We start from the raw sequence: 21899 nt of genomic DNA on the forward strand, positions 1-21899 counted from the left end.
GGTGTGCAGGACTGCTGCGCTTTACGTCCTGCACACCACCCCCTCCGGCCCGCCCCCTCCCGTTGGGGTGGGTGGAAAGACGGGTGGGTGGGGCCGAGGCCCGGCGGGTCGGTGCTGGCCACCACCCTGGACGCGCTCACACACGTGAAACCCCTGGGTATGCCCATGCATGTGAATCCACACCCACGGAGCCGCAGCAACCCACCAACACAAGCCCCAACCCACCCCTTTCCACCCACTCACGGGAGGGGACGGGTTGGCGGGTGGTGGGGTGCCCGGACGTAAAGCGCAGCAGTCCGGGCACCCCACCACCCGCCAACCCGGCACCGCACCCCACAAGCCCCGCGCAGCGGACAACGCCCCGCGCAGCGGCCCCGCGCCGCAGGCGCAAACAACAACCCCACGGCGGGAAAGCCAACAACGTGGGAAGAAGCCCGCGCAGCGGACAACGTGGGAAACCCACCCCCCGGAGGGGAACCCCCTAGGGGATGTCACAGCTCGGCTCCAAAGGGCCGCTGCCCCAGCACGCGGCCCCACCCGCGCAGTGGGACCAGGTACTTTCGAGGGCGTGGCTGGATTCAGGATGGGGCGCGGACGGGATGCCCGACCCGCGCAGGACGGACAGCAGGCGGGGCAGCAGGCGCCGCACGGGTACGGCCCGCCGGCGCCGTACGGGCAGCAGCCTCCGCAGGGACAGTGGCCCTCGGCGCCGCAGGCGTACGGCGCGCCCCAGGGCGGGCCGGGCCCGCAGGGGCAGCCCGAGTACTTCGGCGACGGCGGCTACCAGGCGGCGGAGCCGACGCACCCCGCCTACGACAACCTCAACAACGCTCCGGGGCACACCCAGCAGTTCAGCGTCGGCGAGGCCCCGGACGCCTACGACGGGTACGGGGACGGCTACGGGCCGGCCGACGGCCAGTACGCGGCGGGCGGCACCTACCGCGCCGGCCAGAGCAGCGCGCCCCCGGCCGGTCCGCGGCTGCCGTGGCAGCAGTTGCTGTCCGGCATCGTGCTGCGGCCCACGCCCACCTTCTGGCAGATGCGGGACCACGCCCTGTGGGCCCCGGCGCTGATCGTCACCTTCGTCTACGGGCTGCTCGCGGTCTTCGGCTTCGACAAGGCCCGCGAGGACGTGCTCAACCAGACGATGGGGAACAGCGTCCCGTGGGTGCTGATCACCTCGGTGATGTTCATCCTGGGCAGTCTGATCCTGGGCGCGGTCACCCACACCATGGCCCGCCAGCTGGGCGGTGACGGCGCCTGGCAGCCGACCGTGGGCCTGTCCATGCTGGTCATGACGATCCCGGACGCGCCTCGGCTGCTCTTCGCCATGTTCCTGGGCGGCGACAGTCCGCTGGTCCAGGTGCTGGGGTGGGCCACCTGGCTCGCCACCGGCTACCTGCTGACCTCCATGGTCAGCAAGTCGCACGACCTGCCGTGGCCGAAGGCCCTGGGCGCCTCCGCGATCCAGTTGGTCGCGCTGCTGGCCCTGGTGAAGCTCGGCACGCTGTAACCGGCGTACGACGCGGTCCGGCCCACGGATCGAGGGGCCCGTTCCGAAAGGACGTCACCGACGTCTCTCGGAACGGGCCCCTCGTCGTTCCGTGGGCCGGACCGCCCTCGGCTTCCGGCGGCCGGTCAGGCGAACCGCTGGCCCGCCGACCCGTCGCACTTCTGGAGCCGCAGCGGGTCCTTCGCCGCGCCCAGCGTCAGGCACAGCGACGGGGCCGCGGTCGGGCGGAGCGTGCCGCCGTCCCTGGCGAACTGCTGGTTGGCCGCGCCCGAGCAGTTCCACAGCACCAGTGCGGCGCCGGCCTCGTAGCGGGCGCCCGGCACGTCCAGGCACCTCGCCTGGGTCAGTTCCACGTGCAGCGACTTGCGGCCCTGGTCGTACCACCAGCCCTGGTTGCGCTGCCCGTTGCAGTCCCAGCCGCCCACCGCGGTGCCGTTGCGGGACAGCCCGCCGGTGGCGTCCACGCAGGTCCCGGTCGCGGCGTTCTTCAGCGGCCGGTAGGCGTCGTCCCAGGCGCCCGGGTACAGCTCGGGCCGCCCGGTGTTCGCCGGGTCGGCGCAGGACGCCTCGCGCAGTTGCGGCGCCGCGTACAGCTGCGTCAGGCAGGACGCGAACGCGCCGTGCCCGCGGGCGTTGGGGTGGAAGGACTGGCGGACCGAATTGGCGTCCGGCGGGAAGGGGTTGGAGAGGTTCACGTACAGGCCGCGGGCCCAGGTCTCGGGCATGCACACCTCGTGCCCGTGGAAGAGCCGCGAGGAGTCGAGGTAGGTGACGCCGGTGTCCTGTGCGATCTTGCGCACGCCGCGTTCGAAGGCCGGCACCGCCGCGTTGCGTCCCCAGCCGGAGTCCGAGGTGTACCCGGTGCACCCGCCCGGGATCTTCCCCGGAAAGTCCGGGTTGTCCTCGACGTCCGGGCCGATCGGGCTCGGGTACGACATCACCACGAACCGGTAGTCGCCGTCGGCGTACCCGGCGTCCCGCATCACGGTCCGCAGGTCCCGCACCGTCGCCTCGACCTTCGGCACCAGCCCGTCCACCCGGGCCTGCCAGCCCGGCTGGTACTTGGGCTCGCAGGTGCCCTGGAGCAGGAACCAGCGCTCGACGCAGTCCGTCATCACCGGCCCGAACTGGAGGTCGTCGTTGGCGCCGGCGACCAGCAGGACCATTTTCAGCCGGGTGTTGCGCGCCGCGATGGCCAGACTGTCGCTCTGCACCAGTTCATCGGCGTACTGCTTGGTGCCGCCGAACCGGATGTTGCCGGTGTACGCGCCCGAGCACGCGACGTTGTACGTCACGTCCGCCGCGATGCCGGTCCGGTGGATCGCGGAATCCGGCGACCGGTGGCACCAGTTGGTGGGCCCGTCGGTCCCCGGCTCGTACGTCCCGACGCCCTCGCCGGCGATCTCGCTGTCGCCCAACGAGATGAGCGAGGTCTTCCGCTCGTCGAGCGGCCGCACGGCGGCGTCGCCGTACAGCTTCGTCGCCGCCTGTGCCCGGATCCGTTCCAGTTCCGGCGACAGCGGGGCAACGGCCGGCCGCCCGGCCGTCGTTGCGGTTCCCACCGTCGCGGTCCGGGCCGGGGCGGCACTCGCGCCGCCCGCCGTCACCGTGAACGCGGCGGTCAGCGCCGCCGCCGACACCGCCACGGCGGCCCGCAGCCGCCGCCCTCGTCCGCGTCCGCTCCACTGCGGCCCGCGTCTCGCACGCACCATTGGGCCTCCCCTCCGGTCTGCTGTTACCGCCGGTTTCTACTCGGAGGTAGTGACCGGTGGAACACCCGGAACAGAACTGGCCGAAAGGCGCGCCGCAAAACGCCGCGAGCCCGCAGCAATCGCGGGCTCGCGGGACGGACGTGCCGCGGTGCGTCAGGCGTCGAGGATCTGGCCCTCGCGCCGGACCACCGGCGGCTCGACGCTCCACGGGAAGTTGATCCAGTCGTCCGTGCGCTTCCAGACGTACTCGCACTTCACCAGCGAGTGCGACTTCTCATAGATCACCGCGCTGCGGACCTCGGCGACGGTCCCCAGGCAGAAGTCGTGCACCAGCTTCAGCGTCTTGCCGGTGTCGGCGACGTCGTCCGCGATCAGCACCTTCTTGTCCGAGAAGTCGATCGCGTTGGGCACCGGCGCGAGCATCACCGGCATCTCCAAGGTGGTGCCCACCCCGGTGTAGAACTCGACATTCACCAGGTGAATGTTCTTGCAGTCCAGCGCGTACGCCAGCCCACCGGCCACGAAAACGCCGCCCCGGGCGATCGACAGCACGATGTCGGGCTCGTACCCGTCATCCGCGATCGTCTGCGCCAGCTCGCGTATCGCTCCGCCGAACAGCTCGTACGTCAGGTTCTCCCGCACGTCACCCACGACTCTCCCAGACCTCTTCCTCGTCTCCGGGACCCGCACCGGCCCCGCCTCGCACCTGCGTAAGGTGCCTCACACCTGCGTACGGTGGAAGTTCTTGAACGATCGCGACGCGGTCGGACCGCGCTGCCCCTGGTACCGCGAGCCGTAGCGCTCGCTGCCGTACGGGTGCTCCGCCGGCGAGGTCAGCCGGAACATGCACAGCTGCCCGATCTTCATGCCCGGCCACAGCTTGATCGGCAACGTCGCGACGTTGCTCAGCTCCAGCGTCACGTGCCCGCTGAACCCCGGGTCGATGAACCCTGCGGTCGAGTGCGTCAGCAGCCCGAGCCGGCCCAGGCTGGACTTGCCCTCCAGGCGCGAGGCGAGGTCGTCCGGCAACGAGATGACCTCGTACGTCGAGGCCAGCACGAACTCGCCGGGGTGCAGGATGAACGCCTCTTCGCCCTCCGGCACGACCTCGCGGGTCAGGTCGGCCTGCTCGACGGCGGGGTCGATGTGCGGGTAGCGGTGGTTCTCGAACACCCGGAAGTAGCGGTCGAGCCGCACGTCGATGCTGGACGGCTGCACCATCGCGTCGTCGTAGGGATCGATACGCACCCGACCGGCGTCGATCTCGGCCCGGATGTCCTTGTCTGAGAGAAGCACGCAGACGAGGATACGCGCCCGCGCACACCCCTCCGAACGACGAGGGCCCGGCCCCCATCAGGGACCGGGCCGCACGAACCTCACCTCGACGTCACGCCCGAAGATCGCCGCCGACCTTCACCGCGACCCCGCGACCGCCGCTACCGCTTGGCGTGCTCCACCGGCACCGAGTGCCGCAGCCGAGCACAGCGCGGGCAGCGCAGCAGCCGCCCGGGACCGAGCCGGTCGGTGGTCTGCATGGGGAACGAAGCGGTGCTGAAGACGTGCCCCTCGGCACAACGTACGACGGTGCGCTCCATCAAGTCCCTCTCCCAACTGCATGGACAACAAAAGCCACATTAGGGGATGAACTGGGTGCACTCACAGGCGGCACTCCGGTGCCCCACCGTACGCCTCAACTCCCGTGCCGCGCACCCGCGTACCGCCCCGCGGAGCCCGCCCAACCACCTCCCCGACACCCCCTCCGAGGCACCCCACCCACCACCCGGACATGCCAAATGCACCGCGGCACGGCGATGGGGTAGAGTGTGCGACGAAGCTCCGCCTCCAGACTGGTTTTCACTCCAGACCGGGCGGTGTTACGCGGGTGTAGTTTAATGGTAGAACATGAGCTTCCCAAGCTCAGAGCGCGGGTTCGATTCCCGTCACCCGCTCCATAGTTGAGGCCCAGGTCGGAGACCTGGGCCTTGTTTGTTGCCTAGGCCATTTCCAGGTCGGCCAGCCCTCCACCAGCCCCATCTACTGTCGGAGGGTGGATTTCGCGAACTCCCGTACCGACTCAGGCGCCTTGAGGGGCGATCATGTCGAATAGCGTGACGCACGCTCTGTGACTTGAGTCAGTCACGCCCGAGCTGTCATCGGTTGGTCGGAGACCGGAGAGCGTGGCAGCGGTTTCTGGTGATCGATCCGCGCATGCCCGATGCGGGGCTTGAGGTGGGCCCGGACGTCGCTCGTGTACCGGTCCAGAGGTCGGCCCAAAGCTCACCTGCAACACGTACTCACAGCCACCGCTGTGAACATCGTGTGCCTCAGCGGCCTGCCGCCAACCGGAGAAGCGCCCGCCTCGGCCGCTGTCCCAGGGTGAGGGCGTCCGCGGCGGTAACGAGGATGTGTTCGGCGAAGTACGGCGGCGGGAAGCAGGGCGCGAAGGTGACCAGTTGGTCAGGAGTGCGCCGAGCAGGGCTGCCGCCTGGGGGGCCGGCCCCCGGTAGGTGTCGAGGTAAGCGACGAACCGGACGACCATGACGGTCAACAGACCGCTGCCTCATCGGCGCATCACCACGCCCTTATCGGGAGACGGCCCCAGGCCGCGCTGTGTCTCCTGGGCAACTGGACGTAGCTCCCGGCCGCCGCACGCGAGGTCGTGCCGGTCGGCCGATCGATGTACCGGCTCATCCGTCATTGGTAGGAGGACGCCGGCGCAGGTCGCGACGATGCGCGGACGACGGTTTCACCTTTTGGGCGTCCCGGTGGCGCGTTCGGGTTCGTACGGTGCTTGAGCAGCCGGAATTCCGCTGGACATCAAGGAAGGGAGCGTGTGCGTTGGGTGGCGCGATGTTGGAGGCCAGGGCGCTGAAGAAGGCTTATGGCGGGAAGGTGGCGGTGGACGACTTGTCGTTCACGGTGCGTAGCGGCCAGGTAACCGGCTTCCTGGGGCCGAATGGGGCGGGCAAGTCCACGACGATGCGGATGTTCCTCGGCCTGGATCACCCCGAGTCAGGTAGTGCGCTGGTCAACGGCAGGCCGTTCCCTCAGCTGCGTCATCCGATGCACGAGGTGGGGGCGATGCTCGATGCCAAGGCGGCACATCCCGGTCGCAGCGCGTACGGGCATCTGCTGGGGCTGGCATACAGCAACGGGATCGGGCGTCGGCGGGTGCGCGAGGTGCTGGAGATCACCGGCCTCGGCTCGGTGGCCGGGAAGCGGGTCGGTGGTTTCTCGCTGGGTATGAGCCAGCGGCTGGGCATCGCCGCCGCCCTTCTCGGCGATCCGCAGGTGCTGCTGTTCGACGAGCCGGTCAACGGCCTCGATCCCGAGGGCGTCCGCTGGGTCCGCGACCTGATGAGGGGACTCGCCGCCGAGGGCCGCACCGTGTTCGTGTCCAGCCATCTCATGAGCGAGATGGAGCTGACCGCGGACCACCTCGTGGTGATCGGCCGGGGTCGGCTCATCGCCGACGCCGGCGTGCGGGAGCTCGTCGGGAGCAGTTCACGCCGTGCGGTCAAGGTACGCACCCCGCAGGCTGATCAACTCGGCGAACGGATCCGGCAGGCCGGGGGAGAGACCACCATCGATGGTGCGGACACCCTCCTCGTCACCGGTCTCGACGCCGCGCGGATCTCCGCGATGGCGTTCGCGTGCGGTGCCGAGCTGCACGAGCTGTCCGAACAGCGCGTCTCGCTGGAAGCGGCGTTCATGGAGCTGACCGGGCACAGCGTGGAGTACCGCACCGGTACGCCCGACCAGATCTGATTCCGCCACCGCCGCACAGGCACGCTTCTCTCAGCTTCTCTCAGATAGGTACTTCCATGTCCGTCACCATTCCTGCCGCCACCCGCCGTGGCCGTCCGGGCGAGCCGGTGTTCGCCAACCTGATCCGGTCGGAGTGGGTCAAGATCCGTACCGTGGGCGTCACCGCGTGGTGCCTGTCCACCCTGACCGCGCTCGCTGTCGGCGTCGCCGTACTGGTCGCTCTCAAGGAACAGGCGCAAGGCCGACTGTCCGTCCAGGTTCTGGTGAGCATGAGCCACCTGGGCCTTGGTTTCGGCCAGTTGGCCGTGGTGGTCCTCGCGGCCACGACCATCGGCAGCGAATACGGCACCGGGATGATCCGTACGTCACTGGTGGCCGTGCCGCGGCGGGCGCGGTGGCTCATGGCGAAGGCGCTCGTCGTGGGCGCACTCGCCCTGGTCACCGGGGTGCTGCTGAGCGTGCTCTCCTTCGCCGTCGTGTACGCGTCCGCACCGGGTGTCTCGGGGACGTTCGCGGATCCGCAGGTGGTCCGGGCGGTGCTCGGTGCCGGGCTCTATCTGGGCGTGCTGGCCGTGCTCTCGCTCGTGGTGACCACGATCGTGCGCGGCACGACCGGCGGCATCATCGTGATGTTCGTGCTGATCTTCGTCGTACCGCTTCTGGTGTCCGGCTCGTCGGTCAGCCGCATGGAGCGGTACCTGCCAGTCGGCATGACGCCGCCCAACGCCGGGCTCGCGATCACACAGGTCGGCCCGATGCTCGGCGGACTTCCGCCCTGGGGCGGATTCGCGGTGCTGTGCGCGTGGACGGCGGCGGCCACGGCAGTGGCCCTGAGCCTGCTGGGTCGACGCGACGCATGACGACTCCGCCTGCGTACACCGGGAGTTGCGGGCCGGGCTACGTGGTGAGGAGGCCGGCGTCGTGGGCGACGATCGCGGCCTGGACGCGGTTGGCGCACTGCAGCTTGGCAAGGACCCGGCTGACGTGGGTCTTCACCGTGGCCTCGCTCATGTGCAGGCAGGTGCCGATCTCGGCGTTCGGCTTGCCCTCGCCAACGAGCTTGAGCACCTCGCGTTCGCGTGCGGTCAGGTCGCCGAGACGGTTACGGGCCTCGGCGGTCCGGTCGGTGTCGCGGGTGGCGAAGGCGGCGAGCAGGCGACGGGTCACCGACGGGGCGAGCATGGCGTCGCCGCTGTTGACGGTCTTGACCGCGCGGATCAGGTCGCGCGGCGGGGTGTTCTTCAGCAGGAAGCCCATCGCCCCGGCCTGCAACGTCGCGTGCACATATTCGTCCAGGTCGAAGGTGGTGAGCACCACCACCTTCGGGGGGTGGGGAAGCCTGGTGATCTCCTTGGTCGCGGCCAGGCCGTCCATGACCGGCATCCGGATGTCCATGAGCACCACGTCCGGCCGGTGCGTACGAGCCAGGTGTACGGCCTGCGCGCCGTCGCTCGCCTCGGCGACCACCGAGATATCGGGATCGGCCTGCAGAATCAGGATCAGGCCGGAGCGGACGAGATCCTCGTCGTCGGCGAGCAGGACGCGAACGCTCATGGAGCGGCCTTTCTGGCGGGGGTGTCGGCAGGTGGCGTGGGCAGGACGGCGGCGACCCGGAAACCGCCGTCTGGCCGTGCGCCGGCCTCGAAGGTGCCTCCCAGGACGGTGACGCGTTCGGCGAGTCCGATCAGACCGTGGCCGCCGCTGGGCAGACCGGTCGGCGGAGTGTCCAAACCGGCCTCATTCTCCACCGTGACCTGCAGTGCGTCGGGCGTGTAGCGCAGATCGACGTGCGTGGCGGCGCCTGACGCATGCTTGTGCACGTTCGTCAGCGCCTCTTGGACCAGCCGGTACGCGGTGCGCTCGCACGTCGCGTCCAGCGGCCGCACAGTCCCTGACCGGGTCAGTTCGATCCGCATACCGGTGGCGCGCGACTGTTCGACCAGCACGGGTACGTCGTCCAAGGTGGGCTGTGGCGCGCGCGGGGCAGATTCCTCGCCCTCGCCGCCCTCGCCGCCCTCGTCCTCCGTCCGCAGCACGCCGAGCACCTGGCGAAGTTCCTCCAGAGCCTGCCGACCGATCTGGCCGACCAATTCGGCAGTCTGGACCGTCTTTTCGCTGTTTGCCGGATCGACCTCCAGGGTGCCGGAGTGGATGACCATCAGGCTGACCCGATGTGCCACAACGTCGTGCATCTCCCTGGCGATCCTGGTCCGCTCCGCCATCCGGGTCTGCCGCGCAAGGAGGCTCTGCTCGCGTTCCAGCCGTTCGGCCTTCTCCCGCAAACCGTCCACCACCATCCGCCGGGCACCCGCATACATGCCCAACAGCACCGGCCCCGCCACCAAAAGGACCATGAACGGCAGGCGGTTCAGCAGGCTGGCCAGGCCGGACTCCAGCAGCGCGACGGCGGCAGCAAGCCCAGCGCCCAGGGACAGAATGATCAGATTGCGACCGCTGCGCCCGTACTTGGCCAGCGAGTACAGGCTGACGGGCAGCGTGAAGAGCGTGACCTGGAAAGGCGTCGCCGCGATGATCCCCAGACACACCGCCGTCGGCAGGCGGCGGCGCCAGACCAGCGCCAGGCCCGCCACGACTGCCAACGCGAAGAAAACCGGAGCGGGCAGCCCGAACGGATAGCCCCCCGGAATCTCGGCAAGCAAGACGAACACCATCACGCAGCCCAGCGCGACCGCCACATCGAACAGCATGCTCCGGCGGCTCTCCCACCAGAACAGGCGCCCCGGAAGCTCCGCCGACGGCCGCAACGCGGCTGGTGACGAGTTCGACAGGCTCGAATCCTTCGGTGAGTGGTGATGGTCCGGACGCATGGTGAAGGGATCCTCCAGCGGCGAAGGCGGGCCGGGTTCGGACGAGCGGAACCCCCACCGCACCGCCTGTCCTGACTTCTCGGCGCCACCCAGCCTAACGAGAACCTCCGCGCGCGCCCGTACCCCAGCCTTCGCGGGCTGGTGGCCGGCCCTGGGGCACAACGAACATTCTTACGGTCCCCCACGAGCCAATCCGGCTACCTCCGACAGGGCCCCCACCGCCAAGTAACTAAGGCTGGTGTCGGACGGCGTTTGGCCGTGGCCGAGTTGGGCGTGGCCGGGCGGTGGGGGTGTGGGCGGTGCGCGATCTTTCGTCACCGTTCCGCAACAGGCCGAACCGGGCTGGCGGGGGCCGCGTAGAGCCGGGTGTGAGCGGCCGAGCGGCCGCGGCGATCCGCAACGAGAGAAGGAACCGACATGGCCGGCGGCAACATTCAGATCAGCCCGGACGAGATGCGGGAGGCGTCGACCTGGCTGCAGAACCAGAAGGAACTGATGCAGCAGAGCCTTCACGAGGCCAACACCAAGATGGACGAGATGGTCGAGGCGGCCTACGCGACGCCGGGCTCCGAGACCAAGTTCCGTCCGTTCTGGGAGGAGTACAAGAACGGCACCGAGAAGGCGATCGAGGGTCTGCAGGGCGTCAGCGAGTTCATCAAGCAGGTCGCCGACGCGTTCGTCGACACCGACGACCAGACGTCCGGCGCCATCGGCTGACGTGGCCCCGTGTCCGGTCCCGCCCTCCGGTCGGAGGGCGGGACCGGACGGTACTGGCCGGAGAGGAGCAGCCGATGACCCGCATCAGCGTCCCCATCGAGGACTTGAACGAGACGGTCAAGTCGCTTGAGGACATCGGGGAGCGGATCAACAACACCGCGCGGCTCAGCGACGTCGGGTCGAAGAGCGACGTGGGTGATTCGACGCTCGCCGAATCCCTCGCGTATTTCGACCACAAGTGGAGCGAGGGCCACGAGAAGGTGCAGGACAACGTGAAGGTCTTCTCCGAGAACACGAAGAAGATCGCCGATGCCTTCACGCAGACGGACGACGAGACCGTCAAGGCGCTGGACGAGTCGAAGAAGAGCTGACGAGAGCCGGAGGGCAGAGAGCCCGTTGGTAGAAGGGACACGCGTCATGACGCATCCGGTCACGGACCGGGATCCGGGGGCACCCGCGCACTACAAGCTGCGCTACCCCGGTTCGTGGTGGTACCTGGACCTCGACCCGAGCACCCGGGACGCGTCCATCCGCCGCCGGATCGAGCACCAGGCGAGGGGAGTTCCGCAGCTCTCCCGCGAGCGGCTCGACGGCCTGATCCGCACCACCCGGCACACGGCCCGCGAAGCCTACGCCCGAGGGGCGCTCCAGGCGGCGGGAATGGTGGCGTTCCCCGGCGGGGACTCGATGCTCAGCGCCACCTCCGTCGTGGTGCGGATGCCCGTGCCGGAGGACCAGCCGGCGGACCTGGCCGAGGTGCTCTTCGGGGCGGGCATGCAGGCCGACGGCCCGCAGAGCAGCGGGTACCCGCCGCGCGAGGTGGAGCTGTTGGAGTTTGCGGAGGTCGGGCCGGTCGGGCGGATCGCCTCGATCGAGGACATCGACTACAAGGGCAAGCCGGTGCGCACGGCGCTGCTGCACACGCTGTTCCCGATCCCGGGCCGACGCGAGTACCTGGTGGTCTCCAGCTCCACGCCCAACGTGGAGCTCAAGGACCAGTTCTTCGAGGTGTTCGACGCCATCGCGGGCACGCTGCGCTTCGTGGAAGTAAAGAGCAAGGGCACGGCCGTGTCGGCCGCACAGGGCCCGCAGGGCATGGACGAGAACGGAAAGTGAGGGCGCGGCAATGGCGCGGCCAGCGGTGTCCGAGTGGGAGACGGTCTTCGGGTTCTCGGACGACCCGACGCCGGGCGATGCGGAGATGCTCACGACGCTCGCGGGCCGGTACCGGGCCGTCGCGGACGACGCGGACCAGGCACTCCCCATCGTCAGCGGCCTCAAGGGTCGCCAGATCGGCGAGGGCAAGGCCATGGACAAGCTCCGGGACAAGCTCGGGGACCTGGCCAACCAGGTGGAGAAGCTGCACAGTTCGTACGACAAGGCGGCCCGCGCGCTGAGCACGTACGCCGACCAGCTGGCGGACCATCAGCGCAAGGCGGACAACGCCATGGTCGACGGGCGGGACGCCAAGGAGCGGCTGCAGCGGGCCACCGACGCCGCCACCGCGGCGGGGTCCGTGATCAGCGGCCTGGACGCGGCGGACCCGCCGCCGCCGGACGACGAGGCGGCCCGGCGCAGTGCGCGGCAGGCCATGGAGAACGCCCGGCACGACCAGTCCTCGGCGCAAGGGGACGTCGACGCCGCCCAGCGGGACCTCGACGCCGCCCGGATGCTCGCCGAGGACGCGCAGGAGCTGCGCGAGTCGGACGCCTCGACGGCGGCCCGCGCCCTGGACGAGGCGTCGGGCGAGGCGGTCGGGGGCAAGAGCCTGTGGGACAAGATCAAGGACATCTTCAAGAAGGTGCTCGGCTTTATCAGCGCCGCCCTGGGGATCATCGCCATGCTCATCCCCGGGCTCCAGGGCCTCGGGCTCATCCTGACGATCGCCAGTCTGGTCACCGCGGCCATCCCTTTCATCATGAACATCGTCGACAGTATTCAGTCGGGTGAGTGGGACATCCTCGACATGGTCCTCAGCGGTCTCGGGCTGGTGCTCGGCGGGGTCGGCCTCGTCAAGATCGCCAATTTGGGCGGGATCGCGAACACCCTCAAGACCGTCGGGAACGATCTCAAGACGATCCAGATCAACATCAAGAGCATCGGCCCGACCCTCAAGGGGTTCACCGGGTTCAAGGATCCGACGGCCTTCGTCGGAAACATCCTGTCGAAGTTCCCCAACGGGACGATGAAGGTCCCGGACGTGCTCAAGCAGCTGCCGGGCCTCAATAACATCTGGACCAAGACGGGGACGTGGTTCGACCAGAGCTCGAACCTCATCGGCGTGGCCGGGCTCGGCTGGGCGATCAACGGGGCCGTCCCCGGCGGGTCGCAGGGCACGTTCGTGCGCGACCCCAGCTACGTGGACGGGTCGACCTGATCCGGGCCGCGTCCCGGAACGCGTGAGGGCTCCCGCCCCGGCCGTCGCCGGGGCGGGAGCCCTCTGCCGTGGATCTCAGCTACCGGCCGGCGGGAGCACCGTCTCCGGCACCTGCACGGTGCGCAGCACGCCGTCGCCCAGGTGCAGGATCGCCCGGCCGGGGCGGGTCGCGCCCAGGCGGCTGCGGGGCACCTTGACGCCGATCAGTTCGCCGTCGCTCATGTTCTGCGGCTTCAGCAGCAGACCGCACCGGTTGCGGCGGGCCTCGGTGTGCCAGCCGGAGAACCCGGAGGAGAGCCGGTCGGTCTGCCCGGCGATCACCAGGCCCCGGCCGTTCTCGGCACCGGACTTGGCGATCGGCGTGAGGACCGGTTCGGCCTTCGACTTCAGCAGCAGGTCGGCGTCGTCCAGGAGCACCACGGCCCCCTGCGCCGAGGAGGCCAGCGCCTGCTCCAGCGCGGTCGGGTCGATGTCGGACTCGTCGAAGACCGCGAGGACCCCGGGCCGGCCGGCGAGTCGGCGCAACGGCGACCGGGCGGGCGCGCCGATGACGACGGGCGTCCCGACGGACAGCAGCGACAGGGCCAGGGTCGCCAGGACGGTGCTGCGGCCCGAGCGGGCGGGACCGGCGACGAGGAACGTCGGCGTGATGCCGAAGTCCGGTCCGAACGCGGTGAGTTCGTCGCCGCCGACGCCGGACAGCGCCCAGCGGGCGGAGGGCAGCGGCCGCGGCAGGTAGCGGACCGCCTCCTCCCAGGTGAGCCGGTCCGGCAGGGTGTCGACGCGGAACGGCCGGGTGGCGGCGGGCAGGTGGGCCGCCCGCTGGCGGCAGTACTCGGCGATCTGCTGGAGCGCCGCGGCCTGCGCCTGGCCCTCCGGGTTGTCCGTGAGGAGCGCGATCTGCACCTCCGCCTTGTCAGCGGCGCGGAAGGCGCGGCCCGGCGGGATCTCGTCGGGGACGTTCCGCTGGGTGATGCCGATCATGCCGTACTCGGACTTCTCGTTGAGCTTCAGCACGAGCTTGTCCTCGGTGGAGCCGTTGACCCGGCTGGAGAACAGCGCCCGGTCGCCGGTCATCACCAGGTGGATGCCGACGCTCCCGCCGTCCCGGAGCAGGTTCAGCACGCCGGTCAGCAGGTTTCCGGCGTCGTACTCGCCGAGCTGCTTGTCGAAGACCTCCCACCGGTCGATGAACAGCACGATGTGCGGCGGCCGTTCGGCCTCCGGCAGGCTGCGGCGCAGCTCCGGCAGGTCGGCGCTGCCGTGGGCGGCGAGCAGTTCCTGCCGCCGGGCGAGCTCCGTCGTCAGCCGGGCGAGCAGCCGGGCCACCCGGTCGGGCTGGGTGCGCTGGGTGACGGCACCGCAGTGCGGCAGCCCCTCCATGGCCAGCAGGGCGCCGTTGCCGCAGTCGATGCCGTACATGTGCAGGCGGTCCGGGGAGTGGGCGTAGGCCAGGGTGCCGGCGATGGTGCGCAGCGTCTGCGACCTGCCCTGCCGGGGCGAGCCGATGACGTGCAGGTGCCCGAGCGTCGCCGGGTCGATCACCAGGGGGAGTCGGGCCTGTTGGGCGGGCAGGTCCACCACGCCGTACGCGACGGGCGCGAGGTCGTAGTCCGAGGGCGGGACCGGCGGCAGTTCGCCGGTGACCAGTTGCTCGGGCAGTGGCGGCAGCCAGGGGCTGTGCTGCGCGGGGATGCCCATCTCCCGGTCCGCGTCCCGGATGGCCCGGACGAGTCCGGCGAGGTCGGTCTCCACCTCGGCGGGGGCGGCCGCGGCGCGGGGCCGCGGCGGCAGCGGTTCGCCGAGCCGTTCCCAGCCGACGGTCACCGCCCAGGGGGCCGGCAGCGAGCTCGCCGCGGCACCGGGTCGGCGGCCGCCGACCCGACCGGACTGGAACGGCACGAGGGAGTTCTGGCCGAGGCGGACGTAGGCGCGGCCCGGCGTGCTCTGCGAGATCGACGCGGCCTCGGGGGAGTTGAGGACGTCCTGGCTCTCGCCGGAGTCCGTCACCCGCAGGGCGATCCGCAGGTTGGTGTTGGCGCGGATCTCCGAGGAGACGACGCCGCTGGGGCGCTGCGTCGCCAGGATCAGGTGGATGCCGAGGCTGCGGCCCCGCTGCGCGATGTTGACCAGGCCCTTCACGAAGTCCGGCAGGTCGCGCACCATGGAGGCGAACTCGTCGATGACGATGAGCAGTCGGGGCATCGGCTCGTGGCCCGCCGGGTTGCGCTCCAGTAGGTCGACGTAGTCCTCGATGTCCTTGGCGCCGACCGCGGCGAGGATGTGCTCGCGCCGGGTGAGTTCCGCCGTCAGCGACACCAGGGCCCGCTCGACGAGGTGGGCGTCGAGGTCGGTGACCATGCCGACGGTGTGCGGCAGGTCCACGCAGTCCTTGAACGCGGAGCCGCCCTTGTAGTCGACGAGGACGAACGTCATCGCGTCCGGCCGGTTCGCCACCGCGAGCGAGGCGACCAGCGTCTGCAGCAGTTCGGACTTGCCGGAGCCGGTGGTGCCGGCGACCAGCCCGTGCGGGCCGTCCCGCTTGAGGTCCAGGAAGAACGGGCCGTCCAGGGAGACGCCGACGGCCGCCCGGGTCGAGCGGCCCCCGGCCGCCCAGCGCGCCCGGATGCCGGCGGCCTGCGGCGGGTCGAGGGCGAGCACGTCGAGCAGCCGCGCGGCGCCGGGCAGCACGGCGGCCTCCTCGTCGGCCCCGCCCGGGTCGCGCAGCGGGCCCATCGCGCGGGCCAGCGACCGGCACCAGTCCTGGGACACCGCGTCGGGCCGGATGCCCCCGACGGTGCCCCGCCCGGAGCGTCCCACCCGCACGGTTCCGCCGGGCTCCTCGGCGACGACGGCCTGGCACTCCTCGGGCAGCAGCCGCTCCTCGGCGTCCAGGCAGACCGCGCGGACGCCGACGGCCGGTCCGTCGCGCAGGATCTGCGCGACGCCGGGCAGCGAACGCAGCCGGCGGGCGCCGTCGAGGACGACGAGGACGTCGGGGCCGGCGGACCGCTTCCGCCGGTCGTCCGTTCCGGCGCGCTCGGCGATCAGCGCGGTCAGTTCGGCGACCCGCCGGGCGCAGGTCTCCGTGCCGTAGCCGATGCTGGCCGGGGTGTCGCCGGACTTCTTGCGCACGTGCGGCAGCCAGCGCAGCCAGGACCAGCTGTCCCGGCCCGGGCCGCCGGTCGTCAGCAGGTGGATCTGGAGGTCGCGGGGGCTGTGCAGGACGGCGGCCTGGGCGACGGCCCACTGCGCGACGGCACGGGCGACCGGGCCCTCGCCGGCGATCCCCAGCACGTCGTGCTGGCGCAGCGGAACGGTCACCGGGACGTCGTACGCGGTCCACGGGTCCTGGCGGCGGTGTTCGTCCTTGGTCGGGTCCTGGAGCACCACGTCGGAGGGCAGGTCGGCGGTCCCGATGCGCAGTTCCAGGAAGTCGGCGTCCGAGGTGCGGCGCTCCCACAGGCGGCGCCGGGGGCCGACGGCGGTCAGGACGACCTCGGCCGGGTCCGGGAAGCCGCGGCGCCGGGCGGTGCGTTCGGCCGCCAGGGCCTGCTGCGCGTCGCCCTCGATGCGGGCCTTCTTCTCCTCGTAGGCGGTGACGGCGTCCGAGTGGGACTGGCGTCCGCTGCGCCGGCTCACCAGGTAGTTGCCGAGGATGGCGACCGGGGAGAGCAGCCCGAACAGCAGCATCGACATGCGGCCGAAGACCAGCGCGCCGGCCACCGCCATCACCAGCGGGGCGAGCGCGGTGATCCACGGCAGCGGGCGGGCGGCGGGCGAGGCGGGCGGGGAGGGCAGCGTGAAGCGGGTGGCGTTCTCGGCCGGCCGCAGCCGCGGCGGCCGGTTGTAGTCCCAGCCGGCGCCGTCCTCCGAGGGCTGCACGGCCGCGTCCGGCCGCTGCGGCAGGGCCAGTTCGAGCAGGCAGCCGCCGACGAGGAGCTGCGCGCCGGCCGGCCAGGCGGTGGGCTCGGCGAGGTCCTCGCGGTCCAGTTGCGGCGGGTCGCCGGCCGGCGCGGCCGCGTCCGGCGCCACCCGGCAGCGCCCTCCGGGGCCCACCGTCAAGATGGCGAACGGCCGGTCCGGCATGGCGCGCAGCACCTGGGCGGTCCCGTCGTGCGCCAGGCCGATCCGGTACTCGCCGATGTCGAGGCGGTGCACCGCGCCCGCCGCGGTCCCGCCGACCGCACGGACCTCCACCAGCCCGTCCGGTTCGGCCGACGCGGTGCCCGCCGGGCGGCCCAGGCCGACGACGGCCGCGTGGTGCAGCGGCGAGTCCCGCAGCCGCAGGTCCGCGGGCAACAGGCGGTCGCCGGCGTACAGGCCGAGGCCCTCCGGGGGCCGGTGGCCGCCGCCCGCCCCGGCCAGCGCCTCCGCGACGGCGCCCACCGGCGTGTCGGGGTCGGCGTCGAGGTGGACGTCGAACGCGTCACCGTCCCCCTCGACCACGGTCAACATCAACGACACGAAACGTCCTCCAGCCGGCGCGAATGGGGGGCCTCGGGAGCCGTGTTCGACGGCTCCCGTGCCACTGACGTGAGCTACGGCGCCGGTCCCCGGATGGTTCACCTGGCGGGCCCGTGAACCATCCGGGGGCCGGCGCCGTAGTCGCCTTGGGAGGCACGGCGCCGCGACGCCGCCGCGGTGCCGCCCCGCTTTCGACCGTCCCGGCTCCGCCGCCGGGGCGTCCCGACAAGGAGTCAGAAGATGATCTGGTACGTCCTGGCCGCGGTGCTGGGGCTGGCGCTGATCGGGGCGGTGGCCGCGCTGGCCGTCACCGAGTGGCGGGCCCGCCCGCCGAAGCCCGTCGCCGCCTCGGCCGCCGTCGTGGGACGGGAGGCGCTGGACGCGGTCAACGCGGGCCTGCGCCGGCTGACGGGCGAGTGCCTGCGCTCCGGCCGGTCGCTGCCCGACCTGTACGCCGTCGTCTACTCCGAGGAGCGGCTCGGACTGCTGCTGGCCGGCGCGGAGGAGACCGCCCCCGCGCCCTGGACCGCCGAGGAGGACGGCGAGCGCTGGACGGCCTCGCTCGACGCCCTGCACCGCCCCGGTCCGGAGGGCGAGCCGGCCCTGCCGTACGCGCTGACGGTGACGGTGGGGCTGGACGGCCCCGACCGGGTGCTGGTCGACCTCTCCCGCTCGTCCGGACCGGTGTCCGTGACGGGCCCGGACGAGGAGGTGCACAGCCTCGTGCGGGCCCTCGTCGCCGAGACGCTCTCCAGCCCGGTGGGCGCCCTCGCCGAGGTCACCCTGGTGGGATCCCTGGCAGGCGCGGGACTCGTGACCGGCGACGGGCCGCACAGCTCGCGGCTGCACACCGCGGCCACCTTGGAGGAGGCGTTCGCCCGGGCCGCTTCGGGGGCACCGGGACAGCCGCAGCCCGGAGTCTCCGACGTCACCCAGATCTTCCGGCTGATCGAGGGCAGCAGCCGGATCGCCGTCCAGGGCGAGGCCCCGCACCTGTTCGTGGTGGACGCCTCGCAACTTCCGCGACGGCAGGGCGCGTTGGACGCCCTGGGACGCGGGGACGCGCTGCTGGTGGTCGGCGAGGCGCCCGCGGGGTGGCGCTGGCGGGCCGGTGCCGGCGGCACACTCGACACCGGACCGCTCGGCCTGGAGATCACCCGGCACGTGGGGCGTTTCGCGTGAGCCTCAGCCGGCTTCGCGCTCCTGGCCGTCCACGTGCAGTCCGCGATTGTGCAGCGCCTCGCGCAGGGCGCGCGCGGCGTAGTGCGTCCGCGACTTGACGGTGCCCGGCGGAACGCCGAGGACCTGGGCCGTCTGGTTGACGCTGCGCCCCAGGTAGTGCACGTGCAGCAGGACCTCGCGCTGCGAAGGCCGCAGGTCGCGCAGCGCTTCGACGAGTACCTGGGAGGTCAGGACGTGGTCCACGTCGTCCGGGACCGTCAGGTGGGCGAGTTCCGGGTCACCGCTCTCCGGCGGCCTGGCCTGGCGGGCCCGGTGCCCGTCGATGACGAGGTTGCGCAGCACGGTGAACAGCCACGGCCGCACCGATTCCGCGGTCGGGTCGAGCTCCTCGGCGTGCCGCCAGGCGCGGATCGCGACCTCCTGGAGGACGTCCTCGGCACGGTGCCAGTCGCCCTCCAGGCGCCGTGCGGCGAACTGCAGTAACGCGCTGCCGTGGGAGTGGTAGAGGGCCCTGAGGAACTCGTCCGGGCGGGACTCCGGCGTGGCGGGGTCCGGTATGCGGTCTTCGGTCGAAGCGCTGGCCGACAAGGGCCTTTTCCTCTCCGGTCATCTGTGGGCGAGACGGGTCAGCCGGCTGCGGGAGGCCGGCGGGCACTGCCGCGAGCGGTCGTGCGTGCGCTCCGTGCGGTGTGTCCGCCGGCCTGCGTCGGCGGTGGGCCCGCCCCGGTGCCACGGTCAGTCCGGTTCGCGGGCCGACAGCGACTCGACCTCACGGGGCGTCAGTTCCCGGTCGTAGAGGTGCACGTCGGCGATGTCGCCCTGCCAGAAGTCGACCGTCTCCCCGTTGAACTTGGCGCGTCCGAGCACCACCTCGCCGGTGGGGTCCACGCTGTTGGTGGCGATCCGGCTCCCCGCCAGTCGACCGTCGACGTAGAGCTGCATGCGGTGGTCCTTCTGGCTGTACGTGCCCGTGAGGTGGTACCAGCGGCCGGCCTGCGGCTTCTCGGTCTTCTCCGCGACGGTGCGGGCGCCGGAGAAGCTGAACGCGAAGTTCTGGTCCTGACCGGAGTACTGGAGGAAGAACGCGCTGATCTGGTCGCCGTCCTGGGACATGGCGGTGTGGAAGCCGTTCATGTCGTCGGCGGTGAGCCGCACCCGTGCGGCGATCGAATAGTCCTGGCCCTTGGTGTCGAGCCGGGTGCCGGTCTCGGCGTAGCCGCTGAGCCCGTCCAACTGCAGGGCACCGCCCGTGGGACCGTCGACCCACTCCGTGCGCCCGAGGACCTCCGCGTCGCGCTCCCCCACCTTCGCGGTGCCGGACTGGTGCAGCGGCCACCACGCGACGCCGCGCAGCGCGCCGGGGTCGGTGCCCGGAGCGGACGCGACCGGCTTCGCCGCGGCCGGTTGGTCGCCGGCCCCCTGGCCGCGCACCAGTTGCACGACGACGAAGGCCAGCGCGACGGTCAGGACGGCGATCGCGGTGATGAGCGACCATCTGCGCTTCATGAATCTCCCCGAAACGTGCGGCGTACAGGTGTCACTCGTAGGTCACGCGTCCGGCCGGGGAGCGGTTCAAGGCCCGCTTGCCTTGTGACAGGGTCGTTAAACAACAGGTAATAAGCGCCCCTAATTACACTGCCGTGCGACGGAACGTGCTATCGCGCCCCAAATGGCCCGTTGCTCAGGGCCCGTTGGGGCGCGCCGTCGCCCCCCTCAGCGACGCGCAACGGCAATTCCCTTCGCCCGCCGCGCAGTTCGGGCCCAGGCCGGCAGCCTGGGCCCGGTGCGTTGCGCGCGGGGCGGGGTCAGTCCTGGATCGTGCCCCGGTAGCCACGGGGCCTTCGTCGGGGAACTGGGCGGTGCCCTCGAAGCGACCGCCGTTGTCGAAGAAGGTCACCGACCCCTTCCCCGCGTCGCCGCTCCACGTGACCGACCCGCCCTCCGCGGGGCGGCCGTCCCCGGGGACGACGCCGTCGCGGTTCCCGATGCTCAGCGACAGCGGCGCGTCCGACCGCCAGCCCGCGGAGCGGTCGGCCAAACCACCTGCGCGGGGGAACCCCGGCGCGCGTGGGGCGCCGGGCTTCCGGGCCCGGGCTCTGCGGCGGGTGCCGCCGCAGTGCGCACGGCGACAGCCCGACCACTCCTCGCTTTCCGTGATCAACGGCACACGTACTGCCCGGTAACAAGAGGGGTGTGGCGGGCCTAGAGTGTGCGCCGTTGGCCGGCTCCGGGCCGGGGCGTTCGGTGCGAGGTGGGAGGCAGGGTGCGTGCTCCGAAGGACTTTTTCCGTCCGTTGGCCGTGGGGGCTCCGGAGCCGGTGCGGGAGGTGCCGTTCCGGCCGTCACGGATGATCCACTTCTTCGATCCGGGCAATCCGCGGATGGCGGCGAAGGTGCCCGACATCGCGCCGGACGTCGACGTGCTGCTCGGCAACCTGGAGGACGCGGTCGCCGCGGACCGCAAGGAGGCGGCCCGGGCCGGGCTGGTGGAGATCGCCCGCGGCACCGACTTCGGCGAGACGCAGTTGTGGACGCGGATCAACAGCCTCGACTCGCCGTGGGCGTTGGACGACCTGCTGACGCTGGTCACCGAGGTCGGCGACCAGCTCGACGTGATCATGGTGCCGAAGGTGGAGGGCGCCGAGGACATCCACTACGTCGACCGGCTGGTGGCGCAGTTGGAGGCGAAGGCCGGGGTGCGGCGGCCGATCCTGCTGCACGCCATCCTGGAGACGCCGCGCGGGGTCGCGAGCGTCGAGGAGATCGCCGGGGCCAGCCCGCGCATGCAAGGCATGTCGCTGGGACCGGCGGACCTGGCGGCGAGCCGACGGATGAAGACCACCCGGGTCGGCGGCGGGCACCCCGACTACCTGGTGCGCCAGGACCCGCAGCCGGGTGCGGCCGACGCGCCGCGCGCGGTGTTCCAGCAGGACCTGTGGCACTACACGATCGCGCGGATGGTGGACGCCTGCGCGGCGCACGGGATCCTGCCGTACTACGGGCCGTTCGGCGACATCAAGGACACCGTGGCGTGCGAGGACCAGTTCCGCAACGCGTTCCTCCTGGGCTGCGTGGGGGCCTGGAGCCTGCACCCGGTGCAGATCGGGATCGCGAAGAAGGTGTTCTCGCCGGCGCCGGCCGACGTCGCCTGGGCGCGCCGGGTCATCGCGGCGATGGGCGACGGGACCGGTGCGGTCATGATCGACGGGAAGATGCAGGACGACGCCACGGTCAAGCAGTGCCGGGTGGTGGTGGAGCTCGCCGACGCGCTGGTGACGCGCGATCCCGCACTGCGGGCGGCGTACGCGGCGGCGAGCGACGAGGGAACGGAGTAGG

At 71.4% G+C, this 21899-nt stretch carries 19 protein-coding genes and 1 tRNA gene; 10 read left to right on the top strand and 10 right to left on the bottom strand.

Annotated elements, in window-relative coordinates; translation table 11 throughout:
- The first annotated feature begins 583 nt into the window (after window positions 1-583).
- A complete protein-coding gene (locus ACLJT4_RS04345; RefSeq protein WP_411121671.1) occupies window positions 584-1513 on the top strand; it encodes a Yip1 family protein in 930 nt (309 codons plus the stop codon).
- Window positions 1514-1638: 125 nt separating this feature from the next.
- On the opposite strand, the gene ACLJT4_RS04350 is transcribed toward ACLJT4_RS04345, so the two are convergent.
- From ACLJT4_RS04350 to ACLJT4_RS04365, 4 genes are all read right to left on the bottom strand, one after another.
- The gene (locus tag ACLJT4_RS04350) at window positions 1639-3225 is read right to left on the bottom strand and encodes a ricin-type beta-trefoil lectin domain protein (RefSeq protein ID WP_411121080.1); all 1587 of its coding nucleotides are present in this window, start codon (window positions 3223-3225) and stop codon (window positions 1639-1641) included.
- Between the two features lie 153 nt (window positions 3226-3378).
- Window positions 3379-3876, bottom strand: a complete 498-nt coding sequence (locus ACLJT4_RS04355; RefSeq protein WP_016573138.1) for a phosphoribosyltransferase — start codon at window positions 3874-3876, stop codon at window positions 3379-3381.
- Between the two features lie 69 nt (window positions 3877-3945).
- A complete protein-coding gene (dcd, locus tag ACLJT4_RS04360; protein WP_016573139.1) occupies window positions 3946-4521 on the bottom strand; it encodes a dCTP deaminase in 576 nt (191 codons plus the stop codon).
- 140 nt (window positions 4522-4661) lie between these two features.
- Entirely contained in the window at window positions 4662-4820 is a 159-nt protein-coding gene (locus tag ACLJT4_RS04365; protein WP_016573140.1) for a hypothetical protein, read from the bottom strand.
- A 283-nt stretch (window positions 4821-5103) separates the two neighbouring features.
- Here ACLJT4_RS04365 and ACLJT4_RS04370 point away from each other — a divergent pair.
- The 3 genes from ACLJT4_RS04370 (at window position 5104) to ACLJT4_RS04380 (ending at window position 7853) form a co-directional block, all read left to right on the top strand.
- Window positions 5104-5177 (top strand) — tRNA-Gly (locus ACLJT4_RS04370).
- Between the two features lie 898 nt (window positions 5178-6075).
- Complete coding sequence (locus ACLJT4_RS04375; RefSeq protein ID WP_411121672.1) at window positions 6076-6993, top strand: ABC transporter ATP-binding protein; 918 nt, start codon at window positions 6076-6078, stop codon at window positions 6991-6993.
- A gap of 56 nt (window positions 6994-7049) precedes the next feature.
- Window positions 7050-7853 carry an ABC transporter permease gene (locus ACLJT4_RS04380; protein WP_411121081.1) on the top strand — a complete coding sequence of 268 codons (804 nt, stop codon included), beginning with the start codon at window positions 7050-7052 and terminating at the stop codon, window positions 7851-7853.
- A 37-nt stretch (window positions 7854-7890) separates the two neighbouring features.
- Here ACLJT4_RS04380 and ACLJT4_RS04385 read toward each other — a convergent pair whose 3' ends face one another.
- Both ACLJT4_RS04385 and ACLJT4_RS04390 read right to left on the bottom strand, forming a co-directional pair.
- Window positions 7891-8547, bottom strand: a complete 657-nt coding sequence (locus ACLJT4_RS04385; RefSeq protein WP_411121082.1) for a response regulator transcription factor — start codon at window positions 8545-8547, stop codon at window positions 7891-7893.
- A complete protein-coding gene (locus ACLJT4_RS04390; RefSeq protein ID WP_411121083.1) occupies window positions 8544-9701 on the bottom strand; it encodes a sensor histidine kinase in 1158 nt (385 codons plus the stop codon). The genes ACLJT4_RS04385 and ACLJT4_RS04390 overlap by 4 nt, the downstream gene beginning before the upstream one ends.
- A 537-nt stretch (window positions 9702-10238) precedes the next feature.
- Here ACLJT4_RS04390 and ACLJT4_RS04395 point away from each other — a divergent pair.
- From ACLJT4_RS04395 to ACLJT4_RS04410, 4 genes are all read left to right on the top strand, one after another.
- The gene (locus ACLJT4_RS04395) at window positions 10239-10538 is read left to right on the top strand and encodes a WXG100 family type VII secretion target (RefSeq protein ID WP_016577972.1); all 300 of its coding nucleotides are present in this window, start codon (window positions 10239-10241) and stop codon (window positions 10536-10538) included.
- Window positions 10539-10612: 74 nt separating this feature from the next.
- Window positions 10613-10909 (top strand): hypothetical protein, encoded by a 297-nt coding sequence (locus ACLJT4_RS04400; protein ID WP_016577971.1) that lies wholly within the window; start codon window positions 10613-10615, stop codon window positions 10907-10909.
- Between the two features lie 46 nt (window positions 10910-10955).
- On the top strand, window positions 10956-11654 hold the full coding sequence (locus tag ACLJT4_RS04405; RefSeq protein WP_411121084.1) for a hypothetical protein: 699 nt from the start codon (window positions 10956-10958) through the stop codon (window positions 11652-11654).
- Window positions 11655-11664: 10 nt separating this feature from the next.
- Window positions 11665-12915, top strand: coding sequence for a hypothetical protein (locus ACLJT4_RS04410; protein ID WP_411121085.1), 1251 nt, complete (start codon window positions 11665-11667; stop codon window positions 12913-12915).
- Window positions 12916-12990: 75 nt separating this feature from the next.
- Here ACLJT4_RS04410 and ACLJT4_RS04415 read toward each other — a convergent pair whose 3' ends face one another.
- The gene (locus tag ACLJT4_RS04415) at window positions 12991-17373 is read right to left on the bottom strand and encodes an FtsK/SpoIIIE domain-containing protein (RefSeq protein ID WP_411121673.1); all 4383 of its coding nucleotides are present in this window, start codon (window positions 17371-17373) and stop codon (window positions 12991-12993) included.
- Window positions 17374-17622: 249 nt separating this feature from the next.
- On the opposite strand from ACLJT4_RS04415, the gene ACLJT4_RS04420 reads away from it, so the two are divergent.
- On the top strand, window positions 17623-18564 hold the full coding sequence (locus ACLJT4_RS04420) for a hypothetical protein (protein ID WP_411121086.1): 942 nt from the start codon (window positions 17623-17625) through the stop codon (window positions 18562-18564).
- A gap of 3 nt (window positions 18565-18567) precedes the next feature.
- Here the strand turns inward: ACLJT4_RS04420 and ACLJT4_RS04425 are convergent, their stop codons facing one another.
- From ACLJT4_RS04425 to ACLJT4_RS04435, 3 genes are all read right to left on the bottom strand, one after another.
- Entirely contained in the window at window positions 18568-19152 is a 585-nt protein-coding gene (locus tag ACLJT4_RS04425; RefSeq protein WP_411121087.1) for a sigma-70 family RNA polymerase sigma factor, read from the bottom strand.
- Window positions 19153-19299: 147 nt separating this feature from the next.
- On the bottom strand, window positions 19300-20070 hold the full coding sequence (locus ACLJT4_RS04430) for a LamG domain-containing protein (RefSeq protein ID WP_411121088.1): 771 nt from the start codon (window positions 20068-20070) through the stop codon (window positions 19300-19302).
- 175 nt (window positions 20071-20245) lie between these two features.
- Window positions 20246-20731: a hypothetical protein gene (locus ACLJT4_RS04435; RefSeq protein ID WP_411121089.1), complete on the bottom strand. Its 486-nt coding sequence runs from the start codon at window positions 20729-20731 to the stop codon at window positions 20246-20248.
- Window positions 20732-20827: 96 nt separating this feature from the next.
- Between ACLJT4_RS04435 and ACLJT4_RS04440 the strand changes: the two genes are divergently transcribed.
- A complete protein-coding gene (locus ACLJT4_RS04440) occupies window positions 20828-21898 on the top strand; it encodes an HpcH/HpaI aldolase/citrate lyase family protein (protein WP_411121090.1) in 1071 nt (356 codons plus the stop codon).
- Window position 21899 lies beyond the last annotated feature (1 nt).

This window comes from Streptomyces sp. x-19 (genome assembly GCF_046549115.1).
GTDB classification, from domain to species: domain Bacteria; phylum Actinomycetota; class Actinomycetes; order Streptomycetales; family Streptomycetaceae; genus Streptomyces; species Streptomyces albulus_C.